This is a genomic window from Micromonospora coxensis, assembly GCF_900090295.1.
In the GTDB taxonomy this organism is placed as follows: Bacteria; Actinomycetota; Actinomycetes; order Mycobacteriales; family Micromonosporaceae; genus Micromonospora; species Micromonospora coxensis.
Window position 1 is genome coordinate 1,936,572 of sequence record NZ_LT607753.1, and the last position, 15,132, is coordinate 1,951,703.

Sequence of the window (15,132 nt, forward strand, 5' to 3'; positions counted from 1 at the left end):
CCATGACGACGACGACACTTCTCGACGGCAAGGTGGCTCTGGTGACCGGCGGCAGCCGGGGCATCGGGGCGGCGACCGCGCTGCGGCTGGCCGCCGACGGCGCCGACGTGGCCGTGACCTGGCAGCAGGACGCCGAACAGGCGGCGACGGTGGTGAAGCGGATCGAGGCGACCGGCCGCCGGGCGCTCGCCCTGCGGGCCGACAACGCCGACCCGACCGCCCTGCGGGAGGCGGTCGACCGGACGGCCGGCGAGCTGGGCCGGCTCGACATCCTGGTGAACAACGCGGCGGTGTTCCTGGTCGGCGCGGTCGACGAGTTCGACGCCGCCGACCTGGACCGCACCATCGCGGTCAACGTCCGGGCGCCCTTCGTCGCCGCGCAGGCCGCCACCCGGCACCTGGGCGCCGGCGGCCGGATCATCTCGATCGGCAGCAACGTCGCCGAGCGGACGGTCTTCCCCGGGCTGGCCGCGTACGCGATGAGCAAGAGCGCGCTGGTCGGCATGACCAAGGGGCTCGCCCGGGACCTCGGGCCGCGCGGCGTCACGGTCAACCTGGTCGTACCCGGGCCGACCGACACGGACGCCAACCCGGCCGACGGCCCGAACGCCGGGACGATCCGCGGCTTCACCGCCCTCGGCCGGTACGCCTCCCCGGACGAGGTGGCCGCCACGGTCGCCCATCTCGCCGGCCCCGACGCCGGGTACGTCACCGGCGCGACGATCACCGTCGACGGTGGCTTCACCGTCTGACCCGCCGGGCGGGTGCGGAGGGACGTCTTCCGCACCCGCCCCAACCATCCACGCCCGGACCCGCGTTTGATGACGGTGAGGGGGTGGAGATGATCGAGTCGTTCCACGAGTTCGTGGTGCAGCGGTCCGCCGCCCTGTCCCGTACCGCGTACCTGCTGACCGGGGACCACCAGCACGCCGAGGACCTGCTCCAGAGCGCGCTGGCCCGCAGCTACCGGCACTGGCGGCGGATCCGCGACGGCGATCCCGAGGCGTACGTGCGGCGGGTCATGTACCACCAGCAGGTCTCCTGGTGGCGGCGACGCCGGGTCACCGAACGGCTGGAGGCGGAACCGACCGAGCGCGCCCGGACCGACCACAGCGACGGCACCGCCCTGCGGCTGAGCGTGGCCGCCGCGCTGCGCCGGCTCACCCCGCGCCAGCGGGCCGTGGTGGTGCTGCGCTACTACGAGGACCTGACCGAGGCGCAGGTCGCCGAGGTGCTGGGCTGCTCGGTGGGCACGGTGAAACGGCACGGCCACGACGCCGTCGTCCGGCTGCGCGAGATCGCCCCGGACCTGGTCGAGGCCGTCCCGGAGAGGAGCGCCCGATGAGCGTACGACTGCGCGAGGCCCTGCACCGGGCGGCGGCGGACGTGCCGGCGTACCCGGTGCACGAACGGGCCCTGGCCACGGCCCGGCGGACCCGGCGGCGGGCCGCCCTGGCCGGGGTGGCGGCGGTGGTCGCGGTGCTGGCGCTCGGCCTGTCGGTGCCGGCCGCCGGGCCGGCCCGGCTCGACCCGGCGGCCGGGGCGGAGGTGGCGCTGCCGGACCGGGTCGGCCTGCCGGTGCTCGGGTCGCTGCACGCCACCGACCGGCCCCGGCTCGGCCCGGCCGCCGTCATCTTCAGCGGCCAGGCACCCCGGCTGCACGGCTGGTGGGACGACATGCGCGTCGGTGTGGTCGCCGCGGGATCGGACAGGTATCGCGTGCTGACCACCGGCACCGAGGCACCCGTCGGCGAGCAGGCCGTGCTCTCCCCCGACGGCCGGCGCATCGCCCACCCCGGAGGCAGCTCCGACGAGCCCGGCGTCGACGTGGTCGACCTCGTCGACGGCCGGACCCGTTTCCTGCCCACCCGGGTGGACCGCAGCGTGCTCACCGAACCGGTGGGTTGGTCCGTCGACGGGACCCGCCTCGTGCTCCGGGACACCGTGCCGGTGGCCGCCGACGGCGCCACCTACCGCTCCGTGCTGAGCATCGTTCCCGTCGACGGAAGCCGGTGGACCCACCTGGCCGACGGCGCACAGGAGGCACAGTTCGGCCGAACCGTCGCCTTCACCCGGGACCGGGTCGCCTACCAGTTCGGCCGGACCGTCGCAGTCGCCGGACTCGACGGCCGGCGACTCTCCTCATTCCCGCTGCCCGCCGACACCTGGCTGGCCGGCAAGGGCGCATGGACGCCTGAAGGTTCCCTCACCGTCGTCACCCGGGCCGAGGGCACCGACCGGTGGAGCTTGCGCCGAGTCGATCCCGGGACCGGACGCGACCTCGGCCCCACTCCACTGCCTGCGGTGGACGGGGTGACCACGATCAGGTTGCTCGGCTGGGCGGCGGACGGGTCCGCCTGGGTGGTCGCGTACCGGCCGGAGCCCGCTGCGCCGGCCCGTTTCGACCAGCCGTTGGAGCTGGACCAGCGGACCGCGTACGGGCACGTCCGCAGCGTGCGGGTGCTGGCGCTGACCCCCGGGGCCGCCGTGCCGACCACCCTGCTCACCGCCCCCGACCAGGTACTGGCGCTCGACGTCGCCGACCACGTGGTGCGCGCCGGCCGGGTGCGCGCCGCCGACCCGCCGTCCGGGGTTGGCGGCCGGTTCTGGTGGTGGACCGGACTGGCCTCGGCGGTCGCGCTCGGCCTGCTCGGGCTCCGGTGGGCGCGGCGACGCCGGAGGCCCTCGGCCTGACTGCCGGAGTCGGGGGGCGGTCACTGCGGGGCGCGGACCTGGTGGGTGAGGAAGGGCAGGACGGCGGCGGGCAGGGCCGGTGAGGCGACGACGTCGTAGTGGGTCAGGCCGGGCAGCACGGCCAGCCGGGAGGCGGGCCGGTCGGTGCCGTCCCAGCCGGCGTCCCGGTGCCCGCCACCGAGCAGGCCGAAGAAGTACGCCATGTGGGTCACCGGGATCGAGTCGGCGTCGGCGTAGACCAGCAGGGTGGGAGTGGTGAGCGCGGCCACCTCGGCCGACCAGTCGTACTCGCGGCGCAGCAGCTCACCGGTACGGGCCCACAGCCGTGGCCAGTCCTCGGGGCGGGGCGCGATCCGGGCGTACAGCTCGTGCGGGGGTGTGCCGCGCATCTGCTCGCCGACCCGCTCGTCCTGGGCGGCCATCGCGGCCAGCACCTGCGGGTACCAGCCCTGCCGGCGGCAGGGCGTGGAGACCAGCACCAGCCGGCGCACCAGCCCGGGATGCTGGATCGCGGTACGCAGCGCGACCCCGCCGCCGAGGGAGTAGCCGAGCACGTCGGCCTCGGGCAGGTCGAGGTGGCGCAGCAGCGCGGCGACGTCGTCGGCCATCGACTCGTACCGCAGTGGACGGTCGACGTCGGCGGTGCGGCCGTGCCCCTGCAGGTCGACGGCGATCACCCGCCGCCGGGTGGCGAGGGCGGGCAGGACGGGGGCGAACATCTCCACCGCGCCGTACCCGCCGTGCAGCAGCACCAGCGGGTGGCCGGCGCCGTGCACCTCGTACCAGAGGCGCAGGCCGTTCACGTCCGCGTAGCCCACCCGCCGCCTCCCGTCGTCCCCCGTCAGGTGATTCTGGTACGCCTCGCCGGCCCCGCACCGGTGACGCGCGCGGGTTCCACCGCCGGGCGACGCGGGACCGGCCGAAACGGGCCGTCGGCGGCTATCCCGGCCGGACGCAGGGGTCGGTGACGGTGTAGGTGGGGCTCTGCGCGGTGCGACCGTCGGTGGCGGTCGCCCGTACCGACCAGGTCAGCGTCGACGCGCTCAGCGACCCGATGGTCGCCCGCGCGGCCGACCCGTCCACGGTCGTGGCCCGGACCGACGTCCTGCCCCCGGCGGGTGTCCAGCGCACCTCGGCGTCCCGGAGGGTGGCGCTGCCGGTGACCCGTACGGCGAGGCCGTACGTCTGCGCACCGCACCGCACCGCACCGGTGGCGGAGACCGTGAACGGCGCGGTGACCCGCGTGGGGCCGGTGGGCCGGGGCGCGGTCGGCACCGGGGCCGGTGCCACGGTCGAGGCCGGCGCGCCACCGCCCGGCGCGACATCGGGCGCGGCGGTCGCACCCGGGCGGTCCGCCTCGGTCGCGTCCACCGGGCCGGGCCTCGGGGCGATGCCGGACGGCGGTGGCGTGCCCGGGCTGCCGGCGGCCGTGGCCGCGCCGGGCGGCGGGGGTGCGGCGGCGGGTGCCGCCGGCTCGCCGGCCCGTGGCCCGAGCGCCCCGGACACCGGCCGGCCGGGGCCGTCCTGCGCGGCGGTCGGGCGGCCGGGCGCCAGCGCCCAGACGCCCAGCACGGCGAGCAGGACCAGCGGCGCCACCGTCGCGGCCACCCGGCGGCGCCTGCGGCGGCGTCGCGGCGGCGAGGTCACCCGGACGGGGTGCGCCGCACCCCGCCGCGCCCCCGCACGGTCCGCCGGGGCCCCCGACACCGCCACCGGGTCCCGCGCACCATCCGCGGACGCCGCCGCACCATCCGCGGACGCCGCCGCACCATCCGCGGACGCCGCCGCACCATCCGGGGACGCCGCCGACGTGGGTCCGTCCGCCGGTCCGTCCTCCGGTGACCCGCCGGGTTCGTCGGGCGCGGGCGGCAGGTCCGTCGTCGGCTCGGCCGTCACCGCGCCCGGCCCGGTCGCCGCATCGGCCGGGGTCGCGCCGACGAGGCGCGGCCACACCGTGTCGGCGACGACCAGGAAGGCCGGTGCCGTGTACGCCGAGAGCAGCGCCGCCGGGCTGAGTTGTTCGCGTCGCAGCGATCCGCAGACCGCGCAGCCCTCGATGTGCCGCGAGACCCGCTTGCGCAGGGTCGGGGTGAGCCGGCCCTGCCAGCCGTCGACCAGGCCGGCGAGGGTGGGGCAGTCCCGTGCCCCGGTGCGGGCCACCAGCAGCGCCCCCAGCGCCCGTTCGAGCTGCGAGCGGGCGCGCGACAGGCGGGCGTGCGCGTGGTTGGTGGGCACCCCGAGGGCCGCGCCGATGTCGGCGGACGACAGGTCGTGCCGGATGGCCAGGTGGACCACCTCACGGTCGCCCGGGTTCAGCGCGTCGGCGGCGGCGTGCACCAGGTGGCGTACCTGCTCGGCGTTGACCCCGGTGGCCGGGTCGGCGAGGTCGGCCACCGGCTCGCCGGCCTCCTCCAGCGGCCGCGAGCGGGACCGTTCCCGCAGCTGCCGCAGGCACTCGGTACGCACGATCGCGTACAGCCAGGGACGCAGCCGGTCGGGTTCGCGGAGCTGGCCGATGCGCTGCCCGGCGACGAGGAACGCGTCGTGCACGGCGTCCGCGGCGGCCTCCGGCTCGCGCAGCACGGTCCGGGCGTACGTGTACAGCCGGTCGGCGTAGCGCCGGTAGATGCCCTCCAGGCCGGCGCGCTCGCCCCGGCGCACCGCCTCGACCAGGGCGGTGTCGTCCTGCGCCGCCGTGTCCATCGTGTCCCCCGCTGCTCGTCGACCGGTCCAGTAGAACCCGCCGAATTTTTCTTCGGGACTTTCTGTTGGCATCCCGACCCCGGTTCGCTCCTACCGATGTCGCACATCCGTAGGAGAGGAAAGACGTCATGCGAGAAGGATCGAACCGTACCCGGTGGACGCGTCGCACCCCCGCCGTCGTCGGGTCCGCGCTGGGCGCGCTCGTGCTCGGCCAACTGGCCCTCACCGGCCCGGTGGCCGCGGTGCCCGGCCTGAGCATCACGACGACGACCGGCCCCAGCAACAGCATCGCGAAGTCGCAGAACGCGACCTGCCCGGCCGGCACCGTGGTCATCGGCGGTGGCGGGGCGATCACCGGCTCCGGGCTGGGGCAGGTCGGCATGGACATCATGAAGCCGCTGATCGGCGGAACGACGTTCTCGGTGACCGGCCGTGAGGACGAGAGCGGCGTCGCCGGCAACTGGGCGGTGACGGCGAGCGCGGTGTGCGCCCCGGCGCCCAAGGGCCTGGTGACCGTGTCCGGCAGTTCGGCGCCCAGCCTCGGCTCGTCCAACTGGTTCGAGAAGTCCTGCCCGCTCGGCAAGCACGCCATCGGGGTCGGCGGCGCGGTCGTCGGGGCGCCGAACAGCGAGGTCGTGCTGGAGGATCTGCGCATCCACCAGGGCAGCGTCGTGGTGGCCGGCGCCGAGGACGGCACCGGCTTCGACAAGTCGTGGTGGCTGGACGCCACCGCGATCTGCGCGGACCCGCTCCCCGGCGAGCAGCGGGTCACCGACGACAGTCTCTACAGCTCCGCCGCGACCCGGTCGGTGACGGCCACCTGCCCGCTGGGCACCCGGGTGCACGGGGTGGGCGGCGAGATCCTCGGCGGTGACGGCGAGGTCCGGCTGACCGAGATGCGGGCCCGGACCTCCACCACGGTCACGGTCGCCGCCGCCGAGGACGAGGACGGCTTCGGCAGCAACTGGAAGGTCCGGGCGTACGCCGTCTGCGCGAGCTGACCCGTCGGTGGTGTGGTCCGTGCCGGCCGTCCGGCACGGACCACCACGCCCGGCCCGCCGCGCGGCTCGGGTGGTCGCGCCGGTCGACGCCGTCGACCCACCCCGTCCGGGCTCGCCGGCTCCGCCGCCGGGTACCCGGGCGGGACGCTGGTCAGGCGGTTGTCCGGACGAGGGCCGTGAAGCGCCACGGGGCGACGGTGGTCCGGCCGGCGTGGCGCAGCATCGCCCTGACCACCAGTGGGTGCACCAGGCGTACGGCGGCGAGGTAGGCGCGGCCGGACCGGGACCGGCTCGCCGCCAGGGTGGCCACGGTGACCGTCGTGCCGTCGGCGTCCGGCTCGACCAGGACGCCGGCGCGGAAGTCCAGGTGGCCGGCATCGGTGCCGAGCAGCACCTCGCGGTCGGTACGGGTGATGGTGTCGAAGGCGGAGGCGTCGCCGCGTTCGATGCCGAACGGGGTGACCAGCCGGTTCCTCAGCCGCAGCAGCGCGACCACGACCCGGGGCGGGTTGCGGAAGACCGCGTCCGCCCAGTCCTGCGGGTCGGTCGTGGTGCCGGGTGGCACCCGCAGCGCGAAGGCGTCGGCCAGGTCGGGCCGGTGGACGGAGCCGGGCAGCAGGGTCGCGGCGGCGGGGATCGGCACGCCGCGTACCCGGGCGCTCTCCATGCCGACGGCGAGCCGGGCTCGCCACGGGTATCGGACGGGCTGCGCGACGGCGCCGGTGACGGCGCGTTCGGCGTTGTCCAGCAGGTGCTCGATGACGGTGTCGTGGCAGACCCGGACCAGGGTGGGCCAGAGCAGTCGCATCCGCCCGACCGGCCGGGCGCTCAACCGGTGCCGCAGCACGCAGGCGTTCGGGCCGCGTTCCTCGACCTCCAGGGTGTGGGTGCCGATCAGGCCGGTGCGCGGATGGAAGGTCAGCTCGACCCGCCGGCCCGGCTCGTACCCGGTGACGTGGTACCGGATCGGGCCGTGCCCGCCGTCGGCGCCGACGGCGAGCGGCCGGTCGAACCGGACCGGCACCCAGGCGGGCACGGGCCAGAGCGGGTCGTCGGCGGCGCCGATCCGGTCCACCAGCCGGCCCACCACGGCGGCGGGAACAGGCAGCGCTCGTTCGTGGACGTTGTGCACCGTGGCAGCCATCGTTCGCCTCCGTACGCTCCCGTATGTTTTCCGTACGCTACCGTACAGTCATGAGCGCGCGACGTGTCGAGCACGGTGACGGGAAGCGGACGACGTCCCGGCTGACGGCCGACGACTGGACCGCCGCGGCGCTGGACGCGATGGCCGGCGGCGGTCTCGCGGCGGTCGCCGTCGAACCCCTCGCCGCCCGGCTCGGCGCCACGAAGGGCAGCTTCTACTGGCACTTCGCCAACCGGGACGCCCTGATCGAGGCGGCCGTGCTGCGCTGGGAGCGGGAGCACACCGAGGCCGTCATCGGCCACGTCGACGCCCAACCCGACCCGCTGACCCGCCTCCGGCTGCTCCTCGGCCTCGTCCTGGAGTCCACCGTGCTCCAGGAGGACAATTCGGTCGAGCTGGCGATGCTGGCCACCGCCGACCATCCGCACGTCGCCCCGGTGCTCGCCCGGGTCACCGAGCGGCGGGTGGCGTACACCGCGGGGCTGTTCGCCGAACTCGGCTGGCCGGCCGACGAGGCCCGGCACCGCGCGCTGCTGGCGGTCACCGCCTACCTGGGCCACGCGCAGCTGGCACACGTCGCGCCGGGCACCCTGCCGAGGAGCGCGGCGGACCGCCACCACTACGTCGAACAGATCTTCCGGCTGCTCACCGCCCCCGAGCCGCAGCACGGACAACCGTGACGCCGTCCGCCGCCGGTCGTGTCGACGCCACCTCGCCCGCCCATCCCGCGCGGCGGACGGCCGACCCCGGCGGCACCCCGTAACTCGGCGCGTTCGAGCCGGTCGGCGCCGCACGGCCGGTAGCCCGTCCCGCGTGGAGGGCGTGACGCGGCGTACGCCTCGTCGTCGGCGACGACGGCCCGGTCGAGCGTCAGCGGCCGGCCGGCGCAGTCCGCGATCCGGACGAGACTCACGGTGCCACCGTCGTAGACGGCGGCGAACCGACACGGCAGGGACAACGGAGCCCGGCATCCCCGAACGAGGTCAGCGTGCGTCGAATCGGGCGCGGGCCTCGAAGACCCGATCCATGTGCGTCTCCGCCCAGTCCTTGATCGCGATCATGACCGGGAACAGTTCGTGGCCGAGCGGAGTGAGTTCGTAGTCGACGCGGACCGGCACCGAGGCCGTGACCGTGCGGGTGACCAGGCCGTCGCGCTCCAGCGTACGCAGGGTCTGGGTGAGCATCTTCTGGCTGACGCCAGCGATGCGGTTGGCGAGTTCGCTGTGCCGCTGCGGGCCGTCGGTGAGGGCGGGGATCACCAGTGCGACCCACTTGTCGGTGAGCCTGCTCAGCAGCTCACGGGTCGGGCACCGCTCCAGGAACGCGTCGTAGTCGCGTTTGGCCTGTTCACGGCGTTGCGCCGCGCTCATCGTCGCCATCTTCGCCTCCACCGGTGCCCTAGGCACTTCGCGGTACCTACTTTCTCATGGTGCCCGCTGATCCGTACGGTCCTGATGATCACGAGAGTCCATCGAGGAGACAGCGATGCGCGCAGTCAGCTATGCACAGTTCGGCGGGCCGGAGGTCCTGCACGTGGCCGACGTGCCGGTGCCCGAGCCGGGACCGGGGCAGGTACGGGTGAGGGTCGCCGCGTCCGTGGTCCACCCGGTCGACCTGATGATCCGCTCCGGCCGGTTCCCGGCCCCGCTGCCGACCGGTCTGCCGTACACGCCGGGCTGGGACGTGGCCGGCACCGTCGACGCGGTCGACCCGGCGGTCGAGCAGTTCACCATCGGCGACGAGGTCATCGGCTTCTCGCCGTGGCTGCGGACCACGGTCGGCGCCCACGCGGAGTTCGTCGTGCTCGACGCGGCCTGGCTGACCTCCGCGCCCGCCGGCGTCCCCGCCACCGAGGCGGCGACCCTGCCGACCAACGTCCTCGCCGCCGCCCAGGCACTCGACCTGCTCGCGCTCCCGGCGGGCTCGAGGGTGCTCGTCACCGGCGCCGCCGGGCAGGTCGGCGGGTTCGTCCTGTCGCTGGCCCGAGCGGCCGGCCTGCTCGCCACGGGACTCGCCGGCCCCGACGACCGTGCGTTCGTGGAGTCGCTGGGCGCGGCATTCCTGTCGCGCTCCGACGACCTGAGCGGGACGTTCGACGCGGTCGTCGACCTGGCGGTGATCGGCCCCTCGCTGCTGGACCTCGTCCGCGACGGCGGCGGCTACGTGGCCGCGTCGCCACCGCTGCGCCCGGAACCGGTGCGGGGAATCCGGACCGTCGCGCTGGAGGTGCTGCCGGACGGAGCGCGGCTGGGCGAACTGGTCGACCTCGTCACCAGCGGCGACATCCCGCTTCGGGTCGCCGGCGTGTACCCCTTCGCCGAAGCCGCGGCCGCTCACGACCGGCTGGCTCGGGGCGGTGTCCGGGGCGGTGTGGTGATCGTCCCCTGATCCCCGGCCCGAACCACCGCCGCCACGACCGCACCCACTGAAGGGAACGCCGCATGCTCAGCTTCGAGATCAGACCGATCGGTACGGTCCGCAACGACCGGACGGATGCCCAGCACACCGACAACTGGGGTGCCGTCCGCAGCACGATCACCGTCGACGAGCGCTTCGGCGAGGCGTGCCTGCAGGGCCTGGAGGAGTTCTCGCACGTCGAGGTTCTCTTCGTCTTCGACCGGTTCCCGGAGCACGACGACTACCGCGAACCCCGCCCGAACCGCGGCCGCGCCGACCTGCCGCCCGTCGGCGTCTTCGCCGGTCGCGGTCCCCGCCGACCGAACCGCATCGGGGTGACGTGCTGCGCGATCGAATCCGTACGCGGCCGCGAACTGACCGTGGTCGGCCTCGACGCGGTCTCGGGCACCCCCGTCATCGACCTGAAGCCGACGATGACCGAGTTCCTGCCGGTCGACGTCCGGCAGCCGGAATGGGTCAGCCACCTGATGTCCGAGTACTTCCGGCCGTGAGGAACGTCCTCCCGCTCCGCGCGACGCGGGACGGCGGGAGTGCGAGCCGGCACCGATACGCGCGGAGTGCGGGCGCCGCCCCGGGAGGTGATCTCCTCGGGGTGCTGGTGGTGAAGGGTGGGCGCGGCAGGTTTCGAACCTGCGACCCCTCGCTTGTAAGGCGAGTGCTCTCCCACTGAGCTACGCGCCCGGAACGCCCCGTACGGCGGGCCGGAGGGTGGCAAGCTTACCTGCCGGCCTCCGGCCCGGTCGAACGGTGTGCCCGGTGGGGACGTCAGCCGGCGACGGCCTCGGCGAGGGCCTTGCGCCAGCCCTGCTGGTCGCGCGCCTCGCCCGGCATGTTCATCTCGGCGAACCGGACCACGCCGGCCTTGTCGATCACGAACGTGCCCCGGTTGGCGATGCCCGCCACGTCGTTGAAGACGCCGTACGCCTGGGCGACCGCCCCGTGCGGCCAGAAGTCGGCCAGCAGCGGGAACTGGTAGCCCTCCTTGTCGGCCCAGATCTTGTGGGCGTAGACCGAGTCCACGCTGACGGTGAGGACCTGGACGTCGTCGTTGACGTACTCGTTGAGGTTGTCCCGCACCTCGCAGAGCTCACCCTGGCAGATGCCGGTGAAGGCGAGCGGGTAGAAGACCAGCAGCACGGTGCGCCTGCCCCGGTAGTCCGAGAGCCGGACCTCCTGGTTGTTCTGGTCCTTGAGCACGAAGTCGGGCGCCTCGGCGCCAACCTCGATCGGCATGCGAGCTCCTTGGGTCGATTCTGGAGGTGGCATCAGCCTGCCACACCCGGCGGCGACCGCCGCCGGGCCACGGCGCTCGGGCTACTTCTTGCCCTTGGAGCCACGCCGCAGCACGAGGCGGGCGCCGCTCCAGTCCCGACCGGCGTTCACGGTGGAGGTCTGCTGGAGGCCGGCGGTCTGCGCCGACTCGGCGACCTCGCTCGGCTCGACGTGCCCGTCGCGGCCGGCCTTCGGGGTCAGCAGCCACACGACACCGGCGTCGGCCAGCGGGCCGAGGGCGTCGACGAGGAGTTCGAAGAGGTCACCGTCGCCGTCGCGGTACCACACCAGCACCGCGTCGACCACCTCGTCGGTGTCCTCGTCGACCAGATCTCCACAGCGGTCGGTAAGGGCGTCGCGGAGATCCTGGTCGACGTCGTCGTCGTACCCCATCTCCATGACGACCATCCCCGGCTCGATCCCGAACCGGTCCGCCAGGCTGCGTACCCCGTCGGCGGCCTGACCAGCGGTCGCGCTCACTGTCGCGTGCCTCCTCATCTCATCCTCGCCCGACTGCGTCGTCGACGCCGTCGGGCCAAGTCCACACAGTTGCGGCTCCCCGCGCAAGTGGCGCACCGGGTGGAACGGAATTTACCGTGCCAGCAGCGCGCGGGCACCCTGGGTAATGGCTTCCTCGGAGACGAGAACCTGACGCGCCGCCGGGCCTAATGGTACAAACGAGTCGATTGCAGCTACCCGCCGCGCGGCTCCGACATATCCGGCATCGACCAGGGCCGCGATGATCCCCTCGCCCACCCCGCCGGAGCGGCGTGTCTCGTCCACCACCAGCACCCGGCCGGTCGCCGACGCCTCCCGGATGATGTCCGCCACCGGCAGCGGGGCCAGCCAGCGCAGGTCCACCACCCGGGTGCCGATCCCCTCGTCGGCGAGGGTGGCCGCCGCGCGCAGCGACATCCGCACCCCGTTACCGAAGGTGAGGATCGTGACGTCCTCGGCCGAGCCGACGCCGTAGACCCGGGCCCGGCCGATCGGCACGTGCCCGGCCGCCCACGCCCCCGGTTCGGCGTACTGCCCGAGCCACTCGCCGTCACCCGGCTCGTACAGGTCACGGACGTGGTAGAGGGCGATGGGCTCCAGCAGGACGCTCACCGTGCCGTCCACCGCCGCGGCGGCCAGGCAGGTCCGCAGCAGGGGCGCGGCGTCGTCCGGCCGCGCCGGCACCGCGATCACCAGGCCGGGCACGTCCCGGAGTACGGCCACCGAGTTGTCGTTGTGGAAGTGCCCCCCGAAGCCCTCCTGGTACGCCAGCCCCGGCACCCGCACCACCATCGGGTTGCGGAACGCACCCTGGGAGAAGAACTGCATGGTGGCCGCCTCGCCGCGCAACTGGTCCTCGGCGTTGTGCAGGTACGCCAGGTACTGGATCTCCGGCACCGGCAGCATCCCGGCCAGCCCGGCGCCCAGACCGAGCCCGAGCACCGACGTCTCGTCGAGCAGCGTGTCGAAGACCCGGGCCGCGCCGAACTTCTCGCGCAGCCCCTTCGTCACCCCGTACACCCCACCCTTGGCGGCGACGTCCTCGCCGAAGACCGCCATGCCGGGGTGGGCCAGCATCGCGTCGGCGAGCGCCGCGTTGACGCTCTGCGCGAGGGTGAGCGGGCCGGCCAGCTCCGGCGGCTTCCCGCCGAACACCTCGGCCCGGGCGGCGGCGCCCGGACCGGCGGCCCGGGCGGCCGACTCGGCCACCGTGGCGGCGACCCGGGCCGGCCGGCGCGGCGCGAGCGGGGCCACCACCTCGGCGACGCTGCCCAGCTTCGGCTCGTCCAGCACCTCCTCGGCGATCCGGCGGACCTGCCAGCCGCGTTCGTCGTACCGGGTGAGCAGCTCCTCCCCGGTGGCCATGCCCGCCTCCACCAGCGTCCGGGCGGTGGCCAGCAGCGGGTCGCGCGCCTCGTCGGCGGTGATCTCGGCGGTGCTGCGGTACGCGGTCTCGGCGTCCGCGCCCGCGTGTCCCATCAGCCGTACCGTGCGCAGGTGCAGCACCGCCGGCCGCCGGTGCCGCCGTACCCAGGCCGCGGCCTCGGCCGCCACCGCGTACGTGCCGACCGGGTCCGCGCCGTCGGCGGCGAAGTACCGCACCCCGGGACGTGCCCGCAACGCCCGCTCGACCCAGCCCTCCGGCGAGCGGACGCTGATGCCGAGGCCGTTGTCCTCGCAGAGGAAGAGCACCGGGATGCGCAGTCCGGTGTGGTCGTACCAGCCGGCGGTGTTCAGCGCGGCGGTGGCGCTGGCGTGGTTGACCGAGGCGTCGCCGAAGGAGCAGACCACGATGGCGTCCCGGGGCCAGGGCGAGCGCAGCGGGCTGTCGCCGCCGCGCCGGCCGGCGGTCTCCACCCGGCGCAGCCGTTCCAGGGCGAGCCCGAGGCCGACCGCCCGGGGCAGGTGCGAGGCGATCGTCGAGGTGGTCGGCACGACGGCCAGGTCGGCCCGGCCGAAGACCTTGTGCCGGCCCCCGGCGATCGGCTCCCGCGCCGAGGCGACCATGCCGCGCAGCACGTCCCGGGCCGCGTCCGCGTACGCGTCGTCGTCGGGTCCGCCCGGTGCGCCCTCGGCGGCGGCCTCGCCCCGTCGTTCCGGTGCCGTGCCGGCGTCGGGGCGCGCCGCCGCCGCGTCGTCGGCGGACGGCGGATCGGCCGGCAGCTCCACGGTGACCGCCTCGGCGGTGCCGTCCGCCCCGACCCGGTAGCCCGCCGTCACGGTGCCGGTCAGCCCGCCGGCCTCGGCGACGGCAGGGGTGGCGGGGCCGGTACCGGCGGCGTGCTCCGGCGCGCCACCCGTCCGGTCCGCCGCGTCGTCGGGGTCGTGGGCGGCGGACTGGTCCGGTCCGTCCGCAGCCGTGGGACCGCCGGAGCCGGACACGCCGTCGTCGGGGCCGCCGGAGCCGGCCGTACCGCCGTCGTCGAAGTCGGCGGCAGCGACGGGGCCACCGGAGGTGGGCGTGCCGTCGGCGGGGCGCGGGGCGGGGAACTCGCCGGCGGCCTGGGCGGCGCGGGTGCAGTAGAACGCCCCCGAGCGGTAGTGCAGCAGCGCCGGGTCGGTGGGGCGCAGCGCGGCGGCGACCGCCGCGTTTGCCTCGTGGCCGGCCGAGCCGATGGTGTAGTAGCCCTCGTCGAAGCTGCGCAGCCAGCGCCCGGCCAGGTCGAGCTGGCGGCTGGTGACCTGGGCGTCGAAGAGGGCGAGCAGGTGCCGCCCGGTCAGCGCGGCGCCCGCGCGCACCGGTTCGGCCGGGTCACGCCGCCGCTCGGGCTCGGGCAGCGCGCCCAGCGTCTCCCGGAACCGGTCGTCGAGATCTTGCGGGGTGGTCACGTCGATCAGCATTACCGACGGAGGCCAGGGTCGCCCACTCAGACACGATCCGCCCGGGCGGTCTCACACCTCACCCTCCGGGCAGCCACCGTCGGAGACCTTCCACACCAGCTCGCGCAGGGCGGCCAGTTCCCCGGTGCTGAGCGGGGCGAGCAGCCGGGAGTCGGACACCACCCGGTGCACCCGCTCCCGCATCCGGCGGCCCGCCTCGGTGACCACCAGTGTCTTCTGCCGCCGGTCGGCGGGGTCGAGCCGGCGTTCCACCAGCCCGGCCTGCTCCAGCTTGTCGACCAGGGCGGTCACGTTGGACCGGTCGCAGCGCAGCTGCTCGGCGAGGTCCCGGGCGGGCGACGGACGGTCCGGGTCGAGCTGGTGCAGGGCGCGGGCGGCGGCCGGTGTCAGTCCCAGCCCGGCGATCTCCACGTCCTGGTGGTGCCGGATGGCGGCGGCGATGTGCATGATCCGCCGGACCGCGTCCCCGGCCAGTTCGGCGCGGTCGCCCGGGTCGACCCCGACGCTGTCAGTCATGCCGACGATGGTACGTACGCGCAACAATTGACCCACTCCACTGTC

Annotated in this window: 15 protein-coding genes and 1 tRNA gene; 7 read left to right on the plus strand and 9 right to left on the minus strand. The window is 75.0% G+C overall.

What is annotated here, in order from left to right; genetic code table 11:
- Window positions 1-2 precede the first annotated feature (2 nt).
- The 3 genes from GA0070614_RS08530 (at window position 3) to GA0070614_RS08540 (ending at window position 2,694) form a co-directional block, all read left to right on the plus strand.
- A complete protein-coding gene (locus GA0070614_RS08530) occupies window positions 3-752 on the plus strand; it encodes a 3-oxoacyl-ACP reductase family protein (RefSeq protein ID WP_088975444.1) in 750 nt (249 codons plus the stop codon).
- An 89-nt stretch (window positions 753-841) separates the two neighbouring features.
- Window positions 842-1,345: a SigE family RNA polymerase sigma factor gene (locus tag GA0070614_RS08535; protein ID WP_088979322.1), complete on the plus strand. Its 504-nt coding sequence runs from the start codon at window positions 842-844 to the stop codon at window positions 1,343-1,345.
- Window positions 1,342-2,694, plus strand: coding sequence for a hypothetical protein (locus tag GA0070614_RS08540; protein WP_088975445.1), 1,353 nt, complete (start codon window positions 1,342-1,344; stop codon window positions 2,692-2,694). The genes GA0070614_RS08535 and GA0070614_RS08540 overlap by 4 nt, the downstream gene beginning before the upstream one ends.
- Window positions 2,695-2,714: 20 nt before the next feature.
- On the opposite strand, the gene GA0070614_RS08545 is transcribed toward GA0070614_RS08540, so the two are convergent.
- Window positions 2,715-3,512, minus strand: a complete 798-nt coding sequence (locus GA0070614_RS08545; protein WP_088975446.1) for an alpha/beta fold hydrolase — start codon at window positions 3,510-3,512, stop codon at window positions 2,715-2,717.
- A gap of 121 nt (window positions 3,513-3,633) precedes the next feature.
- Entirely contained in the window at window positions 3,634-5,397 is a 1,764-nt protein-coding gene (locus tag GA0070614_RS08550; RefSeq protein ID WP_172892396.1) for an RNA polymerase sigma factor, read from the minus strand.
- A gap of 128 nt (window positions 5,398-5,525) precedes the next feature.
- On the opposite strand from GA0070614_RS08550, the gene GA0070614_RS08555 reads away from it, so the two are divergent.
- Entirely contained in the window at window positions 5,526-6,398 is an 873-nt protein-coding gene (locus GA0070614_RS08555) for a hypothetical protein (RefSeq protein WP_157744964.1), read from the plus strand.
- Window positions 6,399-6,549: 151 nt separating this feature from the next.
- Here the strand turns inward: GA0070614_RS08555 and GA0070614_RS08560 are convergent, their stop codons facing one another.
- On the minus strand, window positions 6,550-7,542 hold the full coding sequence (locus tag GA0070614_RS08560; RefSeq protein ID WP_088975449.1) for a DUF2867 domain-containing protein: 993 nt from the start codon (window positions 7,540-7,542) through the stop codon (window positions 6,550-6,552).
- A gap of 50 nt (window positions 7,543-7,592) precedes the next feature.
- Here GA0070614_RS08560 and GA0070614_RS08565 point away from each other — a divergent pair, with 50 nt between their 5' ends.
- Window positions 7,593-8,222 carry a TetR/AcrR family transcriptional regulator gene (locus GA0070614_RS08565; protein ID WP_088975450.1) on the plus strand — a complete coding sequence of 210 codons (630 nt, stop codon included), beginning with the start codon at window positions 7,593-7,595 and terminating at the stop codon, window positions 8,220-8,222.
- A 303-nt stretch (window positions 8,223-8,525) separates the two neighbouring features.
- Here the strand turns inward: GA0070614_RS08565 and GA0070614_RS08570 are convergent, their stop codons facing one another.
- Complete coding sequence (locus GA0070614_RS08570; RefSeq protein WP_088979323.1) at window positions 8,526-8,921, minus strand: winged helix-turn-helix transcriptional regulator; 396 nt, start codon at window positions 8,919-8,921, stop codon at window positions 8,526-8,528.
- A 106-nt stretch (window positions 8,922-9,027) separates the two neighbouring features.
- Between GA0070614_RS08570 and GA0070614_RS08575 the strand changes: the two genes are divergently transcribed.
- Together GA0070614_RS08575 and GA0070614_RS08580 are read left to right on the plus strand one after the other, a co-directional pair.
- Window positions 9,028-9,930: an NADP-dependent oxidoreductase gene (locus GA0070614_RS08575; RefSeq protein WP_088975451.1), complete on the plus strand. Its 903-nt coding sequence runs from the start codon at window positions 9,028-9,030 to the stop codon at window positions 9,928-9,930.
- A gap of 53 nt (window positions 9,931-9,983) precedes the next feature.
- Complete coding sequence (locus tag GA0070614_RS08580) at window positions 9,984-10,451, plus strand: SAM-dependent methyltransferase (RefSeq protein WP_088975452.1); 468 nt, start codon at window positions 9,984-9,986, stop codon at window positions 10,449-10,451.
- A 118-nt stretch (window positions 10,452-10,569) separates the two neighbouring features.
- On the opposite strand, the gene GA0070614_RS08585 is transcribed toward GA0070614_RS08580, so the two are convergent.
- The 5 genes from GA0070614_RS08585 to GA0070614_RS08605 all read right to left on the minus strand — a co-directional run bounded on the left by GA0070614_RS08585 (window position 10,570) and on the right by GA0070614_RS08605 (window position 15,087).
- A tRNA-Val gene (locus GA0070614_RS08585) sits at window positions 10,570-10,641 on the minus strand.
- Between the two features lie 84 nt (window positions 10,642-10,725).
- Window positions 10,726-11,193 carry a peroxiredoxin gene (locus tag GA0070614_RS08590; RefSeq protein WP_088975453.1) on the minus strand — a complete coding sequence of 156 codons (468 nt, stop codon included), beginning with the start codon at window positions 11,191-11,193 and terminating at the stop codon, window positions 10,726-10,728.
- A gap of 81 nt (window positions 11,194-11,274) precedes the next feature.
- Window positions 11,275-11,712 carry a DUF3052 domain-containing protein gene (locus tag GA0070614_RS08595; RefSeq protein ID WP_088975454.1) on the minus strand — a complete coding sequence of 146 codons (438 nt, stop codon included), beginning with the start codon at window positions 11,710-11,712 and terminating at the stop codon, window positions 11,275-11,277.
- Between the two features lie 111 nt (window positions 11,713-11,823).
- On the minus strand, window positions 11,824-14,571 hold the full coding sequence (locus GA0070614_RS08600; protein ID WP_088975455.1) for a transketolase C-terminal domain-containing protein: 2,748 nt from the start codon (window positions 14,569-14,571) through the stop codon (window positions 11,824-11,826).
- 51 nt (window positions 14,572-14,622) lie between these two features.
- Complete coding sequence (locus GA0070614_RS08605; RefSeq protein ID WP_088975456.1) at window positions 14,623-15,087, minus strand: MarR family winged helix-turn-helix transcriptional regulator; 465 nt, start codon at window positions 15,085-15,087, stop codon at window positions 14,623-14,625.
- Window positions 15,088-15,132: the final 45 nt, after the last annotated feature.

Bases quoted from the DNA above. Each gene is read 5' to 3' on its own strand.
- GA0070614_RS08570 (WP_088979323.1), bottom strand. From the start codon at position 8,921: ATGGCGACGATGAGCGCGGCGCAACGCCGTGAACAGGCCAAACGCGAC.
- GA0070614_RS08530 (WP_088975444.1), top strand. From the start codon at position 3: ATGACGACGACGACACTTCTCGACGGCAAGGTGGCTCTGGTGACCGGC.
- GA0070614_RS08590 (WP_088975453.1), bottom strand. From the start codon at position 11,193: ATGCCGATCGAGGTTGGCGCCGAGGCGCCCGACTTCGTGCTCAAGGAC.
- GA0070614_RS08600 (WP_088975455.1), bottom strand. From the start codon at position 14,571: ATGCTGATCGACGTGACCACCCCGCAAGATCTCGACGACCGGTTCCGG.
- GA0070614_RS08605 (WP_088975456.1), bottom strand. From the start codon at position 15,087: ATGACTGACAGCGTCGGGGTCGACCCGGGCGACCGCGCCGAACTGGCC.
- GA0070614_RS08580 (WP_088975452.1), top strand. From the start codon at position 9,984: ATGCTCAGCTTCGAGATCAGACCGATCGGTACGGTCCGCAACGACCGG.
- GA0070614_RS08555 (WP_157744964.1), top strand. From the start codon at position 5,526: ATGCGAGAAGGATCGAACCGTACCCGGTGGACGCGTCGCACCCCCGCC.
- GA0070614_RS08550 (WP_172892396.1), bottom strand. From the start codon at position 5,397: ATGGACACGGCGGCGCAGGACGACACCGCCCTGGTCGAGGCGGTGCGC.
- GA0070614_RS08540 (WP_088975445.1), top strand. From the start codon at position 1,342: ATGAGCGTACGACTGCGCGAGGCCCTGCACCGGGCGGCGGCGGACGTG.
- GA0070614_RS08565 (WP_088975450.1), top strand. From the start codon at position 7,593: ATGAGCGCGCGACGTGTCGAGCACGGTGACGGGAAGCGGACGACGTCC.
- GA0070614_RS08560 (WP_088975449.1), bottom strand. From the start codon at position 7,542: ATGGCTGCCACGGTGCACAACGTCCACGAACGAGCGCTGCCTGTTCCC.
- GA0070614_RS08535 (WP_088979322.1), top strand. From the start codon at position 842: ATGATCGAGTCGTTCCACGAGTTCGTGGTGCAGCGGTCCGCCGCCCTG.
- GA0070614_RS08575 (WP_088975451.1), top strand. From the start codon at position 9,028: ATGCGCGCAGTCAGCTATGCACAGTTCGGCGGGCCGGAGGTCCTGCAC.